The following is an 18,611-nucleotide window of genomic DNA, read 5'->3' on the forward strand; positions in this document are numbered from 1 at the left end:
CCGGCGGTGCGCGACTCAGTAGCGGTAGTGGTCGGGCTTGTACGGGCCATCGGCCGGGATGCCGAGGTAGGCCGACTGCTCGTCGGAGAGCGTCGTCAGCTCGACGCCGAGCGCGGCGAGGTGCAGGCGTGCAACCTTCTCATCGAGCGCCTTCGGCAGCACGTAGACACCCACCGGGTACTCCTCGGGGCGGGTGAAGAGCTCGAGCTGGGCGAGCACCTGGTTGGCGAACGACGCGCTCATGACGAACGAGGGGTGCCCGGTCGCGTTGCCGAGGTTGAGCAGCCGGCCTTCGCTGAGGACCAGGATGCTGCGTCCGTTCGGCAGACGGTATTCGTGCACCTGCGGCTTGATCTCGATCTTCTCGACACCGGGGATCGCCTCCAGCCCGGCCATGTCGATCTCGTCGTCGAAGTGGCCGACGTTGCCGACGATGGCCAGGTGCTTGAGCCCCTGGAGCTGCTCAACGGTCACGACGCGGGTGTTCCCGGTGCCGGTGATGACGATGTCGACGCTGTCGATGACGGACTCGAGCTTGGCCACCTGGTAGCCGTCCATCGCGGCCTGCAGGGCGCAGATCGGGTCGATCTCGCCGATGATCACGCGCGCACCCTGGCCGCGAAGTGCTTCCGCGGCGCCCTTGCCGACGTCGCCGTAGCCGACGACGAATGCCGTCTTGCCGCCGATCAGCACGTCGGTGGCACGGTTGATGCCGTCGGGCAGCGAGTGTCGGATGCCGTACTTGTTGTCGAACTTGGACTTCGTCACCGAGTCGTTGACGTTGATGCCCGGGAAGAGGAGCTTGCCGTCCGCTGCGAGCTCGTACAGGCGGTGCACACCGGTCGTCGTCTCTTCCGTGACGCCGATGAGTCCGGCAGCGATCCGCGTGAAGCGCTGCGGGTCGGCGGCGAGCGAGGCCCGCAGCGTGTCGAGAACGACCCGGTACTCGGCGGATGCGGAGGCCTCCGCATCCGGAACCGCACCGGCCTTCTCGAACTCCACACCGCGGTGCACGAGCAGCGTCGCGTCGCCGCCGTCGTCGAGGATGAGGTTGGGCCCGTCGAATCCTTCGGCGCTCCAGTCGAAGATGCGGTCGGCGAGCGACCAGTACTCCTCGAGGGTCTCGCCCTTCCACGCGAACACCGGCACGCCCTGAGGCTCCGCGACGGTGCCGTAGGGGCCGACGACGACCGCGGCCGCGGCCTCGTCCTGGGTGGAGAAGATGTTGCAGCTCGCCCAGCGCACCTGCGCGCCGAGGGCGACGAGCGTCTCGATGAGCACCGCGGTCTGCACCGTCATGTGCAGCGATCCCGCGATACGGGCGCCCTTCAACGGCTGCGTCGGGCCGAACTCCTCGCGGAGCGCCATGAGTCCCGGCATCTCGTTCTCGGCGAGGCGGATCTGGTGGCGACCGGCTTCGGCGAGCGCGAGGTCGCGGACGGCGTGGTCGATCGTGGTCTGCGTGGGGGTGGCCATGCCCCTATTGTCCCCCACGTGCGCACGGGTGCGGAGCGTATTACCGGGGCAGGATGGGGCGTGTTAGGCGCGGAGCGTCTCGTGACGGATGACGAGCCACCCCTTCGGCACCGACAGACGTTCGGTGTGGATGGCGCAGAGGTCGTGCGCATGCACGTCACCGGCGCGGCCGAGCGGGCCGACCGCGGCCATCTGGTCACCGTAGTCGTAGGTCAGCGTCGCGACCGCCTCGCGCGCGCACGCCACCTTCGAACACAGTCTGTCTTGCACCTGATCGACCCTACTCAGCGGATGCGGCGCCCCCGGCTCGCCGCGCCGCGCGGGCCGGAGCCGGGGCCCGGGAGCCCGCCTTACCCAGCCCCGCCCCGACTCGGATGCGCCGCCGGCAAGCCGGGATACCCCGCCTAAGATGAGAGCATGATCCGCCGGCGGTCCCGCACCACCCCCACGCGTTCCCGGCCCGGTCGGCACGGGCGACACGGGCGTGAGGGTCGCAGCGCCGTCGTCCGCCCGCCGCTTCCGCCGCTGGAGACCCGCGTCGAACGCTTCGACATGGCCGTCGGGTCGGCGGCGGAGTTCCTGCGCGGCTCGTGGGAAGACCTTCGCGACGTGCGGTTCGAGATGGCCGACATGCCGCCGGCGACGGATGCGGACGGCATCCCGCGGTGGACCGCTCTGCCCGCCGAGAAGCGGATCGTGCTGTACCGGCTGCCCATCGAACGGCTCAGCCACCTGCATCGCGATGATGAGGCGCACCGCCGGATGATGATCGAGAGCTGCGTGTTCCGCGCCGCGGCCGACTATCTCGGCCGCGATCCGTGGGACCTCGGTCCGGATCGCTTCCGCGACCTCTGACGCAGCGCCGCAGAACGCTCAGGGCAAAACGCTCAGCGCCGCATCCTCAGGGCAGCAGCGCTCAGCGCCGCATCCTCAGCGCAGCAGCGCAGCAGCGCAGCAGCGCAGCAGCGCCGCATCCTCCGACCCGAAGGCTCAGGGGTAGACGGTGAGTGCTGCGGCTGCCGCATCCGCCGGCCAGATCGGGAATCCGCCGAGCTGACCCGCGCTCGCGTACGACACCGACGCCCGCACGGGCGCGTCGGTCTGCAGGCGGTAGACCGTGCCGGCGGTGGCGGCCACGACGGTGACGCCGGCGGCGGAGACGTTCGCGTCGATCGCGTCGCCTGTGCCCTGGACGGGTTCGAGCGTGACGTCGGCCGCCGCTCCCCCACCGACGAGGAAGATCGTGGGCGACGGACCGGCGGGGGCGGCGACGAGCGTCGGCGCAGCGAGCAGGGGCGCCGGGGTGTACCAGGCGAAGTCGGCCCCTTCGCCGAATCCGGTCGTCTGCCACACCGCCGCCGTGATCGGCGCGTCGGCGGCGGCAGTCACGGTGTACCGGCCGACCGCGAGGCCCGCGAGCTCCACTTCGGTGGGCAGATCCGCTTCGAGCGGTGCCTCCTGGCGGAGTACCTCGTCTCCGCGCTCGTCCCGCACCGTGACGGTGACGGTCGTCGCCGTTCCCGGTGACAGCACGCGGAGCACCGTCGTCGCACCGCTCGGGCCGGCGTCGACGGCGCTCTGCAGCACCTGCACCCCCGGCAGCACCTGGGTGGTCTCGGCGGCGACGACCGGTCCGGTCTGCTCGACACCGCCCGGAAGCAGGATGCGCGTGAGGCTCGACTGCAGCACGGCAGACACGGGGGCACCGGATGCGGTGACCCGCACGATCGGCGCTTCTTCGCCGACGCCGAGGCTCGCGAGCGGAACGATCCGCTGGGTTCGCGGGTCGACGCGGAGTCCGGCGCCACCGGCGGGCACAGCCATGCCCGTCGGACTGTAGAGGCTGAGCTGCACGGTCGCCGCGACGTCGGACGGGTTCGACAGGACCACGAGGTCCGCCGCACCGGTCGTCGTCGCGCCTCCCACGAGCCAGGACTCGATAAGCGGCTGCCGGCAGGCGGATGCGGTGTATCCGCGCAGATCGTCGGCCTCGACCGATGCGCTTGCGGCGGCGGCTGCGTCGGAGCGGCGATCGCCGTCGGGGGCAGCCACGAGGGCCGAGGCCGAGGCATCACCGCTGATCGCGGGCGACGCCGTCAGCGCAACGGTGTCCAGTGGAGACCCGTCGGATGCGGACACCGTCTGGCTGGATGCCGCCGAGGTGAGCCCGCCGGCATCCGAGGCGTCCCGACCGAGCGCGAGAAGCGGCCCGGTGCAGGCGAGCACGGTGTCGGCCGGGGTCGGGGTGACGGAGAGGCTGACCGGCTGCGTCTCGTGGGTCGGCCAGGGTGCGGCGACTCCGACGCCGACCGCGAGCACGACGCCCGCCGCGAGGGCGGTTCCGACGACGAGCCGGGTACTGGTGGCAGCCCAGACGAGGGCGCGGCGGCGGGTCATCGTTCTTCCTCCCGGGCCCGCGGACCCACGGTGCGCGGCATGCGCCGGGCTTGCCGGCGCGATGCCGCCGTCGGCACGGAGAGCAGCAGAGCGACCGCGAACACGACGAACTGGATGAGCGAGATCGCGAGCGTGAGCCGGTCGTCCGCCGCGGAGGCACCGGGTCGATCGGCCACGTCGGTCGAGATCCGCCAGAGCGTTCCCTTGGGTGTCGGTCCGACGGCGTCGAGGTCGCTGCGCTCGTTGAGCGCGGTCTCGGCGGTCAAGCGCAGGGCGCGGGCCGCATCCGACTCGGTCGCGGACTCAGGTGCGACCACGACGAATTGGATGCCGAGAGCTGCGGCACGGCGCACCACATCCTCGGAGGACGCCGACACCAGGTCGGCCGTGAGCGCTGCCACCTCACGGTCGTCCTCGGTCGGTGCCGGGCGCGTGGCGGTGAGGGTGGAGTGGCCGCCGAGCGTGTCACTGCCGCCCCAGACGACGCGGGCAGCGACGGCACCCGAGTTCTGCGGGGTGATCAGGATCGTGCCGACGGAGAGGTCGTCCGCCCCCTGCGCCGCGACGTATGCGGGAAGCGTCGTGCTCGGACCATTCTGCAGAAGCGCGGTTCCCCGCAGCATCGAGGTCGCCGACGGCACGGCCACGACCAACAGAGTGCCGATCACGACGCCCGCACCGACCACGCGCAGCGCGCGCCGCCGGACGGGGATCCCGGCGTCGAGCGCGACGATGGCCGCGCCCACGACGCCCAGCCACGCGAGGCTGAGCGCCCCGCCCGGCCAGATCGGCACGGCCGCAGCCGCGCTGCTCGCCGCCACCGCGACGCCCACCAGGACGAACGCCGAACCGAGTCCGAGGAGAGCGATCACGACGAGGACGCCGGAGATCATCCAGCGCGGGGTGAGAAGAGAGAGGAGCGCGAGCACCCCGAGCGGGGCGACCAGGACGAGCACCCACGGAGCGAGACCCGCGAGGGTCGTGCTCGAGAGGAGCGTCGTCCACCCGGCGAAGTCCTGCGTCGGGAACCCGCCGGCGAGCGCGAGGCGCCCGGCCGCATCCGCTGCGGCCTGCGGCCCCGCCCAGACCACGCCGGGATCGGCGAGCAGACCCCACGGCGTTCCCGCGTGCACCTGCACCCAGACGAGGGGCGCGAAGATCGCGATCGACGGCACGCCGATCCAGACGATGTGGCCGACGCCGCGGCCCGCGCGGGCGATGACGACGAGCATCACCAGCAGCGCCCACACGGCGATGAGGGCCGGTCCGAGCGACGGAGACGCCGCGACGACGCCGGCGAGCAGGATGGATGCGGCGCCCGCTGCCGCCCACGACCGGTGCGCGACCGCACCCGCGTAGAACAGCCACGGCAGCAGCAAGTGGGTGATGACCGCGGCCGGGCGGCCATCGATGAGTGCGGTCCAGAAGGTCGGCGCCAGCACCCAGGCGACGGCGGCCGTATTGCGCAGCAGCGAGTTCGGCGTGAGCCGGGTGGCGGCGAACCAGCCGCCGACGGTGGCGAGCGGAAGCGCCGCAATCCACAGCAGAACGAGCGCCCGCGAGGGGTCGCCCGGCCAGAACGAGCCGATCAGGGCCATCAGCGCCGCGAACGGGTCGGCGGGTCCGACGGTGTCCAGACCGACCGACCGCACCCCGTAGGCGGCGTCGGCCCAGAGCTGTCCGAGCGTCGCACGCAGCGGCTCGAGGCCGCCGCCGCCCAGCACCGGCCACACGAGGAGCGAGGGGAACGCGACGACGGCGACGAGCAGCGCGGCGAGGACGAGCCAGGCGCCGCCGCCGGTGAAGAAGCGGAGCTCTTCGCGGATCGGACGATCGAACGCGTCGGCATCCGCATCCGCGTCGAAACGCTGTCGGAGTGTCGACCGCGTGATGCGGAGCGCCGCGAGCTGCGCCCACGAGCTGGTTCGTGAACGGCGGATGATTCCGCGCGCCCGCGCGATCGCTCCCCAGCGGAAGAACACCACGATCGACGCGCCCCACTCGGGCAGCACGCGGGCGGGCTGTTTGGCGACGAGCAGCGCCGCGGCGCGCCACAGTGCGAGCGGAATGAGCGAGAGCAGATGCAGGGGCACGGTCGCCGCCGGCGCGTAGACCATGCGGCGGTGCAGTTGAGCGAGCCGGATGGCGTACGCGCGACGGCGACGGCGACGGCGGCTGGTCGGCGCCGGGAGCCCGGCGGTACCGTCGCCGTTCACCGCGACGTGCGCGGTGGGGACGAGGCTGACGCGGTGCCCGGCGAGGCGGGCGCGCACGCCGAGATCGAGGCCCTCGTCGGCGCCGCCGAGCGACGGATCGATGCCGACGAGCTGGCGCCAGAGTTCGGCTCGGACGAGCAGTCCGCGAACGTCCGCCCCGAGGACGTCCTCGTCGGCGTCGTGCTGACCCTGGTCGAGTTCGTTGTCGGCGAGGCCGACCGTTCGCCCGTACGGCGTCATCGTCACGCCGAGCGACACGATGCGCGCGGGATCCTCCGCATCGACGAGCTTCGGGGCGACGATCCCGACGGACGGTGCCCGCTCGAGACCGGCCAGCAGCCGCGCGAGCGCGTGCGGCTCGGGGGCGGTGTCTTGCGCGAGCAGCCAGATCGCGTCCCCCGTCAGTCGCGGGCTGGCGAGGCGCGCCGCATCCGCGAAGCTCGTGGACCCGTTCGCGGTGATGACGCCCTCGGCTCCGGATGCGGCCGCCGCCTCGGTGAGCGCACGGTCGGGGCCGCACAGCACGATCGTCAGCACATCCGCGGGGCGCGTCTGCGCGGAAAGGGCGTCGAGGGTGTGCTGCAGATGGGTCGCGGCGGCCTTGCGTCCATCGGGGCGCACGACGAGGAGAGCATGTACACGGGCGGGCATGGCCTGGTCAGCCTAAGCGCGTCGACCGAACGAACCGGGCGCACGCGCCGACAACGGCAATGTCACGGGTGGGGGCGTCGCTCGCGGGACTGGGTGCTCGGACGACCGGTGTCACCGAGCGGGTCGTCGTCGCGACGGGCAGAGCTCGAGGTTGGGGTTGAGCGGGTCGCAAGACCGCGTGCGCCGAGGCGCGCTCGCGACAGCGTGTCGTCGCCGCGTGCTGGCTGGCTGGCTGGCTGGCGACAGAGTCGACGGTCAGGCGCGTCGCTTGAGCTTGCGGCGCTCGCGTTCGCTGAGGCCACCCCAGATGCCGAAGCGCTCGTCGTTCTGCAGCGCGTACTCGAGGCACTGGTCGCGAACGTCGCACGTCGTGCAGATGCGCTTCGCGTCTCGCGTGGATCCACCCTTCTCCGGAAAGAAGGCCTCCGGGTCCGTCTGTGCGCAGAGCGCATCGGTCTGCCAGGAGAGAGTGTTCTCTTCCTCGGCAGGCGCCTCACGGCGAACCCCGGGAACACCCAGGAACACCGGATCGACGAACCAATTGTCGGGAACGCCCGAACGGTACTGTGCGCCCGTCATCTGGTCTCCCCACTCGTCCGAACTCCGCTCGAAGGAAGCGGATGTATGAATTACACAGGTGTGATTCGCTGAAATCAAGTCGCAGATCGTAAACCCTCAACCCGCGCTCGAAACTTCACGACGCGCCGACGGCGTGTCGGATGCGGCGGATTCGTTACCTCGCCACAGCGCGTTCCGCGTGTTCCGGGCGGAACTCGACGGAGGCGACGGCGTGTCGCCGCATCCGGAGATCGATTCCCCCGTAGTGCGCGACGCGCCCGGGACGACATCTGGGCACGCGGGCGAGGCGGCCCACCCCGGTCCGCCCGCCATCGCGAGGGCGTGGCCGCCGGCCCGAAGCGAGGTGCGTGGCCGCCAGCCCGAAGCGAGGTGATCTGCCGAAGCGAGGTCCGTCTCGGGCCGATTCGTCCTCGCTCGGGCAGATTCCCTCGCTTCAGGCCGAGACCGGCGCGCCAGTGCGGCACGGGCATGGTGCGGGCGGCCAAGGTGCCGCGCGCACAGCCCTCCCCGCGCGCGGCCGACGCGAGGGGATTCCGCCCAGACGAGGACGCTCCGCATCCGAAAGCCCTCACCTCAGCAGATTCCCCTCACCTCGAACGCCCGATGCTGCACCAGACTGACCGCGACTGCGCCGGATGCTGCGCCGGGCAGGCTGCGCCGGGCAGGCTGCGACCACACCGAAGCTGCGCCACGACGACCGGATGCTGCGTCGGGCAGACCGCGCCGCACCGGACACCGCGCAGCACAGCACAGCGCCGCACCGGACACCGCGCCGCGCCCGGGTCAGCGCCCGGGCTGGGCCACGAAGACCTCGCCCGCACCGCTGATCACGAGCTCGTGCTCGTCCGCGGTTGCGAAGGCTGCCGCTCCGGGGCGGAGCGACACCTCGGCGCCGGATGCGGTGCGCACCACGGGCTCGCCGGCGACCGCCAGTGCGATGCCGGGGCCGTGCAGCGGCACGCGCCGCTCGTCGTCGGCGCCGGACGTGATGTGCCACAGCTCGAAGTCGGCGATTCCGGGCGCGAACACCTCGACGCCCTCGGCGACGGGCTGCGGAGCGAGGCGCGGCGGGGCATCCGGGCGCGCGTCCACGATCCGGAGCAGTTCGTCGACGTCGATGTGCTTGGGGGTCAGTCCGCCGCGGAGCACGTTGTCGCTCGCGGCCATGAGTTCGACGCCGAGTCCCGAGAGGTAGGCGTGCAGCACTCCGGCGGGCACGAAGACAGCCTCGCCGCGCGTGAGCGAAACGTAGTTCATCAGCAGCGCAACGACGACGCCGGGGTCGCCCGGGTAGGCCTCGGCGATCGCGCGGACGGCCGCGATCTCGGGCTCGAACTCGGCCGTCATCGCCGTGCCGAGCGCGGCGATGACGTCGTCGACCGTGTTCTGCGCCGATCCGGAGAGCAGCCACGCGATCGTGCGGCGGAGCGCGGCAGACGCGTCACCGCCGAGGGAGCCATCGCCATCGCCCTCGCCCTCGAGGGAGTCGGCGAGCGCACGCACCCCGGCGCTGTCGCCGAGGGCCGCAACGAGCCGGCGGGTCGCGTCGAGGTCGCGGAGGCCGGCGAGCGCCTCGAAGCGCTCGGAGATCGCGACGATCACCTCGGGCTTGTGGTTGTCGTCCTTGTAGTTGCGGTGCGGAGCGTCCGCGGCGACGCCATCCGCGTCTTCGCGCGCGACGCCCGCCTCGGCCTCCGCCTTCGAGGGGTGCACCTGAATCGAGAGGGGGGATGCGGCGGCCAGCAGCTTCAGCAGATACGGGAGCCGGGCGGGGGTCTCCGCATCCGTTCCGTGCGCGCTCAGCCACTCGGCGAGCGTCGGGTTCCCGTCGGTGCCGAGCCGGGCGGGCGAGCCCGGGTGGTCGCCGAACCAGATCTCCGCCTCGGGCACGCCCGTGGGCGCGCGTCCTTCCAGACCCGCGATAAGAGTGGTCGATCCCCAGGCGTAGTCACGGGGCGTGTTCGTCAGCGCAGCCAGCACGCCCCCAGCCTAGGGGTGACGCCGGGATACCCTGAGTGCATCATGGCGGTTCACACCCTGCATCCGGTCGGCTCGCCGCCCGCGCCACCGGTGCGCGAGCGGACCTCGCACCTCCTGCTGCGCGCGTGGTGCGTCTTCGTGCTGTTCCAGGCGCTGGCGGGTGTCGGCTGGGTGCACGCCTTCGGCAACACGATCACGATCGTGGTGACCGTCGTCAGCGCGCTCGTCTCGATCGCCGTCTGGGTGAGCGTTCGACCGGCGATCAACGCGCGACGGCTGCCCTGGTTCGTCCTCGGCTATGTCGCCTGGGCGGCGGCCTCCATCCTGTGGTCGGCGTGGCCGGGCACCACGGCTCTCACCTGGTTGCTGCTCGCGATCACCACCCTGCAGGGCCTTTTCGTCGCGGCGATGCTCACGTGGAAAGAGACGGTCGCGGCGATCGCCGGCGCACTCAAGTGGGTGCTGGCCCTCTCCCTGCTGTTCGAACTCGGCATCTCGATCTTCGTGCGCGGGCCGCTTCTGCCCGGCTTCATCCTGCCGGCCGAGAAGATGGATCCGATCGTCTACTGGTCACGCGACAACCTGTTCGACGGCGGCCGCATCCAGGGCCTTTTCGGCAACGCGAATCTGCTCGCCGTCGTGGCGCTTCTCGGTCTCATCGTCTTCGCCATCCGCTTCACGGCCCGCGCCCCGCGGCGCGTGCTGCTCGTCGGATGGTTCGTGCTCGCGGCGTTCCTCTTCGTTCGCGCCGGGTCGGCGACGGCGTATCTGTCGGCCGCGGCTGTCGTCGTCGTCCTCGTGACGGTGCTGCTGATGCGGACGGTCAACCGGCCGGGCGGTCGCACGAAGTACTACGTGCTCTACTCCGCCGTCGCGGTCACCGGCGCGGCCGTGCTCTGGTTCGGACGGAGCGTCATCTTCGACGCGCTCGGCCGCTCGAGCGATCTCACGGGTCGCGAGGGAATCTGGCAGAGCGTCCTCGAGCGCGCGCAGCAGCATCCGGTGATCGGATGGGGCTTCGCGACCCCGTGGCTTCCCTGGGACCCGATGTTCGACGGCTGGATCGTCGACCACGGCGAGACCGTCATGCAGGCGCACAACATGTGGGTGGATGTGTTCTTGCAGCTCGGCCTGATCGGAGTGCTGATCATCGCCGGCATCTACATCGCGTTCATCTGGCGGGCGTGGTTCTTCGCGATCGACCGCCCGCGGTTCGATCTGCGCGACGATCGCCCCTACTCTCCCCTCACGCTGCTGCCGACGCTCGTTGCGACCGTGCTGCTCGTGCAGGGACTCGCCGAGTCGGGGCCGTTGCTCCTCTGGGGCTGGTTGTTCATCGTCATGCTCGGGTTCAAGGTCACCCAGTCGCCGCTCGTGGGCGTCGGTCCGGCCGAGCAGTCGCTCGCCATCGAGCGGGGCGAAGCCGTGTCGGACGCCGCATGACGGATGCGGCCGCCGTCCGCCAGGCCGGCGACCTGCTGCGTTCGGCGGCGCTCGCTCGCGCGTTCACACTGACGACGATCGCCGCGGCATTCGGTGCCTATGCGATCGAACGGCTCGCCGGTCGGATCACGTACGTGACGATCATCGCGGGGTTGTGCGCGGTGGCCGTCGGCATCCTGGTCGCTCGTCGGGCGGAGTTGTCGCTGTTGCGGCTGGTGCCGTTCTCGGTCGTCATTCTGATCGTCTGGGCCGGGATCAGTGTCGTCTGGTCGTCCGACCCACCCAAGTCCGCGTGGGGGTGGGTTTCGCTGCTCGCGTTCGCCCTGCTGGCGATCACGATCGGTCACGTGCGCGACACGCTGCAGACGGCGCGCGCCGTCGGCGACGTCATGCGGTGGCTGCTCGGGGTCTCGCTCGGGGTCGAGGTGCTGTTCGGCATCCTGCTCGACATGCCCTTCCGGCTGTTGGGTGTGCAGGGCAACATCGCCCAGTTCGGGCCGGTGCAGGGCATTTTCGGCACTCGCAACGCGCTCGGCTTCATCGCGGTGCTCGCCCTCATCACGTTCGTCGTGGAGTGGCGCACGTCGTCGGTGCGGCCGGGGCTCTCGATCTTCTCGGTGGTTCTGGCGGGCGGGATGGCGGTGCTCTCGGACTCCCCCACCGTGCTGGTGATCGGAATCGTGGTCGGGCTCGCCACACTCGCTCTTATGGCCGTCCGGCACGCGCCGGCCGTACGGCGCCCCTCCCTGCAGATCGCTCTCGGCAGCACGGTGGTCGTCGGCCTTGTGCTGGCGTACGCCGCCCGCAATCGCATCATCGCGTTCCTCGGCGCCGGCTCGGACTTCTCGACCCGCGCGGATCTCTGGAACACGATCCTCGATTTCGTCCGCATGAACCCGGTGCAAGGGTGGGGGTGGTTCGGCTCGTGGACGACGACGGAGCTCCCGTTCCTCCCCATCAACCTCTTCCTCCGTGAGCGCCACGCGTCGGCGCTGAACGCCTACTTCGACGTGCTGCTGCAGATCGGCTGGTTCGGCCTGCTGCTGTTCCTGCTCGTCTGCGGCATCGCGCTGGTCCGGGGCTGGGTCGAGGCGAGCAACCGGCGCTCGGTGGTCTACACCTGGACGCCGCTGATGCTCGTCGCGCTGCTGGTCGATTCGATGTTCGAGAGCTTCACGCTGGTCGGCTACGGGTGGATGCTGCTCGTGCTGTGCGCCGCACGAGCAAGCCGGTCACGTTCGTGGCGCGATCGTGTGCGCGACGAGACGGCCGTGCCCCCCGAGCTGCCGAGCGGCATTCAGGGCGAGGACGGGAAGGGGCGGTAGGCTTCATTCCCGGCTCGACGCCACCGCGATCGCCGACCGAACCGGAGCTCTCACGTGACCTATGTTCTGCAGAACGCCGTCCTCCCCCTGGACCGCGACCCCGATCTGCTGCCGCTCTATGTCGACCCGGAGACCTGGTCGGTCGTTGACGACGAGCCGGTCCGCGTCTCTAGCGTCGCGCAGCTCGGCAACATTCTGGGGCGTACGCGTGCACGCATTGTGGCGGGCCGTCGCGTCTCGTTCGGCACCTACTTCAACGCCTTCCCTGCCTCCTACTGGCAGCATTGGACCAGTGTGCGCGAAGTCACGCTCTCCGTTCACACGTCGGGTCCGGCCACTGTTCTCGTCTACCGCTCCACCGGTAGCGGTACGAAGCAGCGCATTGCGACCCGCGAGGTCGACGGCGAAACGACCTCGACGTTTCCGATCACTCTCGACCAGTACAGCGACGGTGGATGGATCTGGTTCGACGTCGCCGCGGACGAGAGTAACGCCATCTTCGAGGGCGCGGAATGGGCGACCGAGCAGGAGCCGATGCGCGCGGGCAAGGCCTCCATCGGGATCACGACCTTCAACAAGCCTGAGTACTGCATCGAGACCCTGTCGGCCCTCGCCGGCGACCCGGGCGTCCTCGATGTCATCGACCGCATTTTCGTGGTGGACCAGGGCACGCAGCGCGTCGACGCCGAACCCGAGTACCCGACTATGGCCGCGGCGCTCGGAGAAACCTTGCAGGTCATCACTCAGCCGAACCTCGGTGGGTCGGGCGGTTTTTCGCGCGCGATGAGCGAGACCCTCGCCCGCCCGGAGAGTGACTTCGTGCAGCTGCTCGACGACGACGTTCGGATCGAGCCGGAGTCGATTCGACGCTCCATCGTGTTCGGTCGATTCGCGTCCGTCCCAACGATCGTCGGCGCCCACATGTTCGACCTCCTTGACCGCCCGAAGCTGCACGCGTGGGCCGAGGTGGTCGACGACGCCCCCTTCATGTGGCGCGCGCTGTACCAAGAGAAGCTGCCACACGACTTCAGCCGTGCGAACCTCCGCCAGTCCCCGCAGCTGCACATGCGTCTCGACGCGGACTACAACGGCTGGTGGATGTGTCTCATCCCGGTCGAGATCATCCGTGAGATCGGCCTGTCGCTGCCTGCCTTCATTAAGTGGGACGACGCGGAGTTCTGCGTCCGTGCCCGGGATGCCGGTTATCCCACCGTGTCGGTCCCGGGCGTCGCGCTCTGGCATGTGTCCTGGGTCGGCAAGGACGACTCGATCGATTGGCAGGCGTACTTCCACGCTCGCAACCGGATCGTCGCGGCCCTGCTGCATTCCCGCACCCCCGACGGCGGAACTCTCATTCGGCACAGTCGCCGACTCGACCTGAAGCACTTGATGATGATGCAGTATTACGCGGTGGCACTTCGCCATCGCGCCCTCCGCGACATCCTCTCCGGACCTGACCACATGTGGCGGAACCTCGCGACGGCCATGCCGGACGCACGCTCTCTCGCGGCGGACTACCCGGAGACGGTGACACACAAGGACTCCGGCGTCCCCCTCCGCGCCCGGCACGGCCGCCAGGTCTTCTCCCGCGTGAATCGCCGCCAGTTCAACAACCCCACCGGCGTCCGCCTGCGATGGTTCACGCTGTCCACGCTGATTGCGCACTGGCTGCACGCGCCCCGGCCGGAGAACGTCGCGCAGCCCGAAGTGGAATTCGGCAAGGAGGACGCACAGTGGTGGCGCATCCCGAACTACGACAGCGCGCTCGTTAGCGCCGCTAGTGGAGCCGGCAAGAACATCTACACGCGGGACCGCGCGGCGTTCCGTCGGATGCTGGTCGACAGCGTCGTGCTCCACCGCCAACTGCGTCGACGGTGGACGGTGCTCTCCCGGAGCTACCGCACGGCGCAGCCCGAACTGACCTCCCCGCGCCGCTGGGCGGAGACGTTCGAGAACATTCGATGAGCGCCGCCGCACCGTTCGACCCGGCTTCCGCCACGATCGCGGTCGTCACCTACAACCGCTCCGCACTGCTCACGCGCCTGCTCGAGAGCCTCGTGGTGATGGACCCGAAGCCGGGCCACATCGTGATCGTCGACAACGCGTCGAGCGATGACACGACCGCCGTCGTGGAGTCCTTTCGGAGTCGCATCGGGAGCGAGATCGTCTATCGCAAGCTCGACACGAACACCGGCGGATCGGGCGGGTTCAGCGAGGGGATGCGGATCGCCTACGAGCTGGGCTCCGAGTGGATCTGGCTCATGGACGACGATGTCGAGGTGCTTCCGGACGGACTCGCACGGATGGGCGTGTGGGCACCCCGGTTCCAGAGCATCCAGGGGCGCCGGTACGACTACGACGGCAGCGAGTTCTACTGGCAGTACCGGGTCGCCGACCGAATGGGCATTCCGATCCCCTTCGCCCCGGCCGGGTTCGGCCCGTCGGGCTACAAGGAGATGAACTCCGGATGCTTCGAGGGCATGTTCATCCACCGTGACATCGTCCGCCGGATCGGTCTGCCCGACCCGCGCTTCTTCATCTACTGGGACGACCAGCTGTACGGCTGGCTGGCGTCGCGGATCACCACATCCGTCATCGTTGACGAGTTCGTGCTGCGTCGCACACGCGAGATCAAGCAGTGGGACATGGGCATCCGGCACATGAATGCGTCGAGCGACGCCTACCGCTACTACATCATGCGCAACCGCGCCCACATCAAGCGCTACTACCGCACGGTGGGCGCATACAGCCCCGTGCTGTTCGGCGCCGGCACGGCGCTGACGTTCGCGAAGGAGATCATCCGACTCCTCGTGGTGGAGCGGAAGGTCAGCGGTACCCGGCACCTGTTCCGGGGGCTCCGCGACGGTCGCAAGATCGCGCGCGATCGCTCGTGGCGGCCGATGCCGCCGCTGGATGCGGCTCAGCCCGCGTTGTAATCGGCGTTGTACCGATCGAGCACTTCGGCGATCGGCGCATCCATCTTCAGGGCACCCTTGTCGAGGTAGAGACCGCGGGTGCAGAAGCGGCGCAGGTCCTTCTCGTTGTGGCTGACGAAGAAGAGCGTCCGCCCGTCCGCGAGAAGCTCATCGATGCGGCGATAGCACTTCTCCCGGAACGCTTTGTCGCCGACCGCGAGCACCTCATCGACGAGCAGGATCGGCTCCTCGAGCTGCGAGACGACCGAGAAGGCCAGGCGCACCTTCATCCCGTTCGAGAGGTGCTTGTACGGGGTGTCGACCGACTCGCGCAGTTCGGCGAAGTCGATGATCCCGTCGAAACGTTGCGCGACCTCCGCGCGCGGCATGCCGTGCAGGCCCGCGGTCAGGCGCACGTTCTCGCGCACCGTGAGATCGCCGACGAACCCGCCGGTGATCTCGATGAGCGGCGCCACCCCGCCGTGCACACGCACGTGACCCTCGTCCGGCAGGAGCACGCCCGCGACGAGTTTGAGGAGCGTCGACTTGCCCTGACCGTTCCGCCCGACGACCCCGATGGACTCCCCCGGCCGCACATCGAAGGACACGCCTCGGAGCGGCCAGAACTCGCCCGGGCGCGAACGCCGCGACGATCCGGAGAAAAGATCCTTGAGGGTACGTCGACCGCGCCGGTTGCGACGGAAGCGCACACCGAGCCCGCCGACCTCGATCGCGAGAGCGTCTGACATCACAGCTCCTTCAGCACGGATCGCTCCAGGCGACGGAAGACCAGCACGCCAATGATCAGGATGAGGATGCTGGTGACCGCCCCGATTCCCACGCTCAGCGCATCCCACTGGTCGGGGAAGAACCCGACCCGGTAGAGCGTGAAGATGCCCGCCAGCGGGTTGAATGCGGCGAGGTCGGCGAAGACTCCTGGCAGATCGGTCACACCGTAGATGATCGGCGACGCGTAGAACAGCGCGCGCAGGATGAGCCGCGTCGTGCGCTCCAGGTCGCCCCAGAGCACGCAGAGCGGCGCGACGATCAGGCCGAGCCCGACGAGGAGGACGGCCTGCAGGAGCACGGCGACCGGGAAGAGGAGCAACCCCCACCCGACGGTGGCGCCGGAGACGACCGCGAACAGCACGAGCACGGGCAGCGAACAGAGGAACTCGATCCCCTTGCTGAGGGCGATCCGGTTGACCCAGATCGACCGCGGGATCGCAGTCGATCGCACGAGACGCGCGTCTTTGTTGAACGCTCGCGTGAAATCCGTGACCGCGGAGTTGAACCATACCCACGGCAGGAGCGCTGTGATGAGGAAGACGATATACGGCTCTTCGCCGACGCCCCGCCCGAACACCTGCGTGAAGACGAACCAGTAGATCCCGCTCATGACGAGCGGATCGAGGACCGACCACAGGTACCCGAGTGCGCTGGTCGCGTAGCGCACCCGCAAGTCGCGAGCAGACAACAGCCACAGCGAGTGGAGGTAGCGCCGCGGGGATCCGGGAGCTCCTACGGCGGCGGTGGTCATCTGGACGAGTCTAGATGCCAAGTCCCTCGGCAGAAGATCCGCGGCGGTCGCGTCACAACGGCGCCACATCCGCTCGCCCAGAGATCACGGGTGCGAGTGTCCGCGAGTACGCCCCCGACATATGGTTGTCGTCGCGGTACACCGCGACGTTCCCGACGACGGGCGGGCAGAAGTCGTCGGGGCACAGGTAGGGCGTCAGATCGAGCAGCGCGATGCCGGGCCCCGCCAGGACCTCTGCCGGGTTCGTCTCCGCCAACGAGCTGGAGCGCGGAACGGCGCACGCCTCGACACCGCTCGCGCCGATGCACTCGTACATGTCGAACGGGAACCGGGGGTTGTCGCGTACAGCGACGATGTCGATGTCGGCAGCGCGGATCCGATCGATGAAGGACTCGATCCCGGGGCGGAGCGCCTCGTCGTCCTCGCCCGCGTCGGCACGCGTGACGACGGTCACCACCGCGTCGGGGGCGAGCGCCTCGGCATGGGCGATCGCGGCGTCGCGCCACTGCGGACATCCCTCATCGGCGCCCGGCTCGTCCATGCCCATGGCGCATCCTCCGCGCACAAGCATGACGACACCCCACCCGTGCTCCCGCGCCGCGGGAAGGAATGCGGCGGTGACCTGCTGTGCGTGGGAATCGCCCATCACAACGAGCAGGCGCCCCGCCCGCTCCGCATCCGGCGTCTGGGCGCACGTGCCGGTCAGGATCGGATCGATCTCGGCGAGGCGCCCGGCACATGGCTGCCCCAACTGGATCCAGTCGGCGTCGAGCTCCGTGGCGACCGGGATGAGCGGCGCATCGGGAACATCCGGCCAATCCGGATCGATCAGGACGGCCGCACCCGGGTTCAGGTAGGCGGCCTGCGCGGCCGCCTCGCTGGACTGGACCTTCGTCACCATATCCCACGCGACAACCGGGATGGCCACCACCCCGACCGAAGCCGCGATCAGCCCGACCGAAACCCACCGCGAACCATTCGCCGCGCTCCACCGGCGCAGCGGTCGGTCGACGACGAAGGTGACGACGCGCGCGAGCACCAGTGACAGGGCGAGCAGGAAGATGCCCCCGGCGAGTCCCACCTCGGTCCGCTCGGTCACCACGAGCCAGGTGACGAGGATCGGCCAGTGCACGAGGTAGAGCGCGTACGCGTCCCTCCCGATTGCGCGCAACGGTCGTGATTCCAGCAGGCGGTTCGGGCCGCCGCGCACGCCGGAACCGCCGGTGAGGACGATGGCGGCGGCACACAGCACGGGCCACAGCGCGAGGTATCCCGGGAAGCCGCCCCGCACGTCGATGAGCAACCCACACAGCACGATCCCCGCCAGCCCCAGCCATCCCGCCACCGCACGGACCCGCGCCGGCAGGCGCAGGAACGGCAGCAGCACGGCGACCAGGGACCCGGCGGCGAACTCCCACAGCCGCGCTCCGGTGTCGAAATAGGCGAACTGCTGATCGTTCGCAGTCCGGACGACCGAGTAACCGAGCGAGACGACGAAGATCGCGCCGAAGATCGCCCCGACCACGACCGTCGGGGACAGACGGAAACGTCGCACGATGATCGCCGCGGCGGAGAGGAGCAGCGGCCAAAGCAGGAACACCTGCCCCTGCACCGACAACGACCAGAAGTGCTGCAGGGGACTCGTCGCCTCGGACCGAGCGTAGTAGTCCACGGTGTTCGCGGCCAGAACCCAGTTCTGGGTGTAGGTCAGCGAGGCGAGCGTCTGCTCCCAGATCGACGACCACCGGGTCGCCGGGTAGATGACGAGCGCCAGGACGAGCACACCAAGGAGCGTCACCGCGGCGGCCGGGAGAAGCCGACCGAACGTCCGCAACCAGTACCGGCCGGGGGCGATCGGCTGCCCGGCGTGCATCCTCCGGAGGAACGAACCGGTCAGGAAGAACGCCGACAGCATCAGGAAGACGTCGACGCCGCCCGAGACCCGAGCAAACCAGACGTGGTACACCACGACGAGGAGGATCGCGACCGCTCGGAGTCCGTCGACGTCATGCCGGTGGACGGGCGCATCAGCACCGCGGCGCGGCGCAGTGACGGACGAGCGGAGGAGGACCATCGATTCGTGCGGGCC

14 protein-coding genes are annotated in these 18,611 nt (G+C 69.9%); 5 read left to right on the forward strand and 9 right to left on the reverse strand.

Translation table 11 applies throughout. From position 1 onward, the window contains the following. Window positions 1-15 precede the first annotated feature (15 nt). Window positions 16-1,476, reverse strand: coding sequence for an adenosylhomocysteinase (gene ahcY, locus LMI96_RS05850; protein WP_228360806.1), 1,461 nt, complete (start codon window positions 1,474-1,476; stop codon window positions 16-18). Between the two features lie 63 nt (window positions 1,477-1,539). Next, window positions 1,540-1,746: a DUF3499 family protein gene (locus LMI96_RS05855; protein WP_223721941.1), complete on the reverse strand. Its 207-nt coding sequence runs from the start codon at window positions 1,744-1,746 to the stop codon at window positions 1,540-1,542. Between the two features lie 147 nt (window positions 1,747-1,893). Between LMI96_RS05855 and LMI96_RS05860 the strand changes: the two genes are divergently transcribed. Next, the gene (locus tag LMI96_RS05860; protein ID WP_223721940.1) at window positions 1,894-2,331 is read left to right on the forward strand and encodes a metallopeptidase family protein; all 438 of its coding nucleotides are present in this window, start codon (window positions 1,894-1,896) and stop codon (window positions 2,329-2,331) included. 135 nt (window positions 2,332-2,466) lie between these two features. On the opposite strand, the gene LMI96_RS05865 is transcribed toward LMI96_RS05860, so the two are convergent. The 4 genes from LMI96_RS05865 to manA form a co-directional block, all read right to left on the reverse strand. Beyond that, complete coding sequence (locus tag LMI96_RS05865; protein ID WP_228360807.1) at window positions 2,467-3,873, reverse strand: DUF5719 family protein; 1,407 nt, start codon at window positions 3,871-3,873, stop codon at window positions 2,467-2,469. Beyond that, on the reverse strand, window positions 3,870-6,740 hold the full coding sequence (locus LMI96_RS05870; RefSeq protein WP_228360808.1) for a glycosyltransferase: 2,871 nt from the start codon (window positions 6,738-6,740) through the stop codon (window positions 3,870-3,872). Before LMI96_RS05870 ends, LMI96_RS05865 begins: the two co-directional genes overlap by 4 nt. A gap of 255 nt (window positions 6,741-6,995) precedes the next feature. After that, complete coding sequence (locus tag LMI96_RS05875) at window positions 6,996-7,319, reverse strand: WhiB family transcriptional regulator (RefSeq protein ID WP_223721937.1); 324 nt, start codon at window positions 7,317-7,319, stop codon at window positions 6,996-6,998. 783 nt (window positions 7,320-8,102) lie between these two features. After that, complete coding sequence (manA, locus tag LMI96_RS05880) at window positions 8,103-9,299, reverse strand: mannose-6-phosphate isomerase, class I (protein ID WP_228360809.1); 1,197 nt, start codon at window positions 9,297-9,299, stop codon at window positions 8,103-8,105. 42 nt (window positions 9,300-9,341) lie between these two features. Between manA and LMI96_RS05885 the strand changes: the two genes are divergently transcribed. The 4 genes from LMI96_RS05885 to LMI96_RS05900 are packed head-to-tail and all read left to right on the forward strand — an operon-like array spanning window position 9,342 to window position 15,003. Further along, window positions 9,342-10,742, forward strand: a complete 1,401-nt coding sequence (locus tag LMI96_RS05885) for an O-antigen ligase (protein ID WP_228360810.1) — start codon at window positions 9,342-9,344, stop codon at window positions 10,740-10,742. Beyond that, the gene (locus tag LMI96_RS05890) at window positions 10,739-12,067 is read left to right on the forward strand and encodes an O-antigen ligase (RefSeq protein ID WP_228360811.1); all 1,329 of its coding nucleotides are present in this window, start codon (window positions 10,739-10,741) and stop codon (window positions 12,065-12,067) included. Before LMI96_RS05885 ends, LMI96_RS05890 begins: the two co-directional genes overlap by 4 nt. Before the next feature lie 54 nt (window positions 12,068-12,121). Beyond that, entirely contained in the window at window positions 12,122-14,032 is a 1,911-nt protein-coding gene (locus tag LMI96_RS05895) for a glycosyltransferase (RefSeq protein ID WP_228360812.1), read from the forward strand. Further along, the gene (locus tag LMI96_RS05900) at window positions 14,029-15,003 is read left to right on the forward strand and encodes a glycosyltransferase (RefSeq protein ID WP_228360813.1); all 975 of its coding nucleotides are present in this window, start codon (window positions 14,029-14,031) and stop codon (window positions 15,001-15,003) included. The genes LMI96_RS05895 and LMI96_RS05900 overlap by 4 nt, the downstream gene beginning before the upstream one ends. On the opposite strand, the gene LMI96_RS05905 is transcribed toward LMI96_RS05900, so the two are convergent. From LMI96_RS05905 to LMI96_RS05915, 3 genes are read right to left on the reverse strand one after another with little or no spacing between them, the layout of a single operon-like run. Beyond that, the gene (locus LMI96_RS05905) at window positions 14,988-15,731 is read right to left on the reverse strand and encodes an ABC transporter ATP-binding protein (protein ID WP_228360814.1); all 744 of its coding nucleotides are present in this window, start codon (window positions 15,729-15,731) and stop codon (window positions 14,988-14,990) included. The genes LMI96_RS05900 and LMI96_RS05905 overlap by 16 nt on opposite strands. Then, window positions 15,731-16,522 (reverse strand): ABC transporter permease, encoded by a 792-nt coding sequence (locus LMI96_RS05910; RefSeq protein WP_228360815.1) that lies wholly within the window; start codon window positions 16,520-16,522, stop codon window positions 15,731-15,733. Before LMI96_RS05910 ends, LMI96_RS05905 begins: the two co-directional genes overlap by 1 nt. A gap of 52 nt (window positions 16,523-16,574) precedes the next feature. Next, entirely contained in the window at window positions 16,575-18,596 is a 2,022-nt protein-coding gene (locus LMI96_RS05915) for an acyltransferase family protein (protein ID WP_228360816.1), read from the reverse strand. Between the last annotated feature and the right edge of the window lie 15 nt (window positions 18,597-18,611).

This window comes from Microbacterium sp. cx-59, assembly GCF_020805625.1.
Classification (GTDB): Bacteria; Actinomycetota; Actinomycetes; order Actinomycetales; family Microbacteriaceae; genus Microbacterium.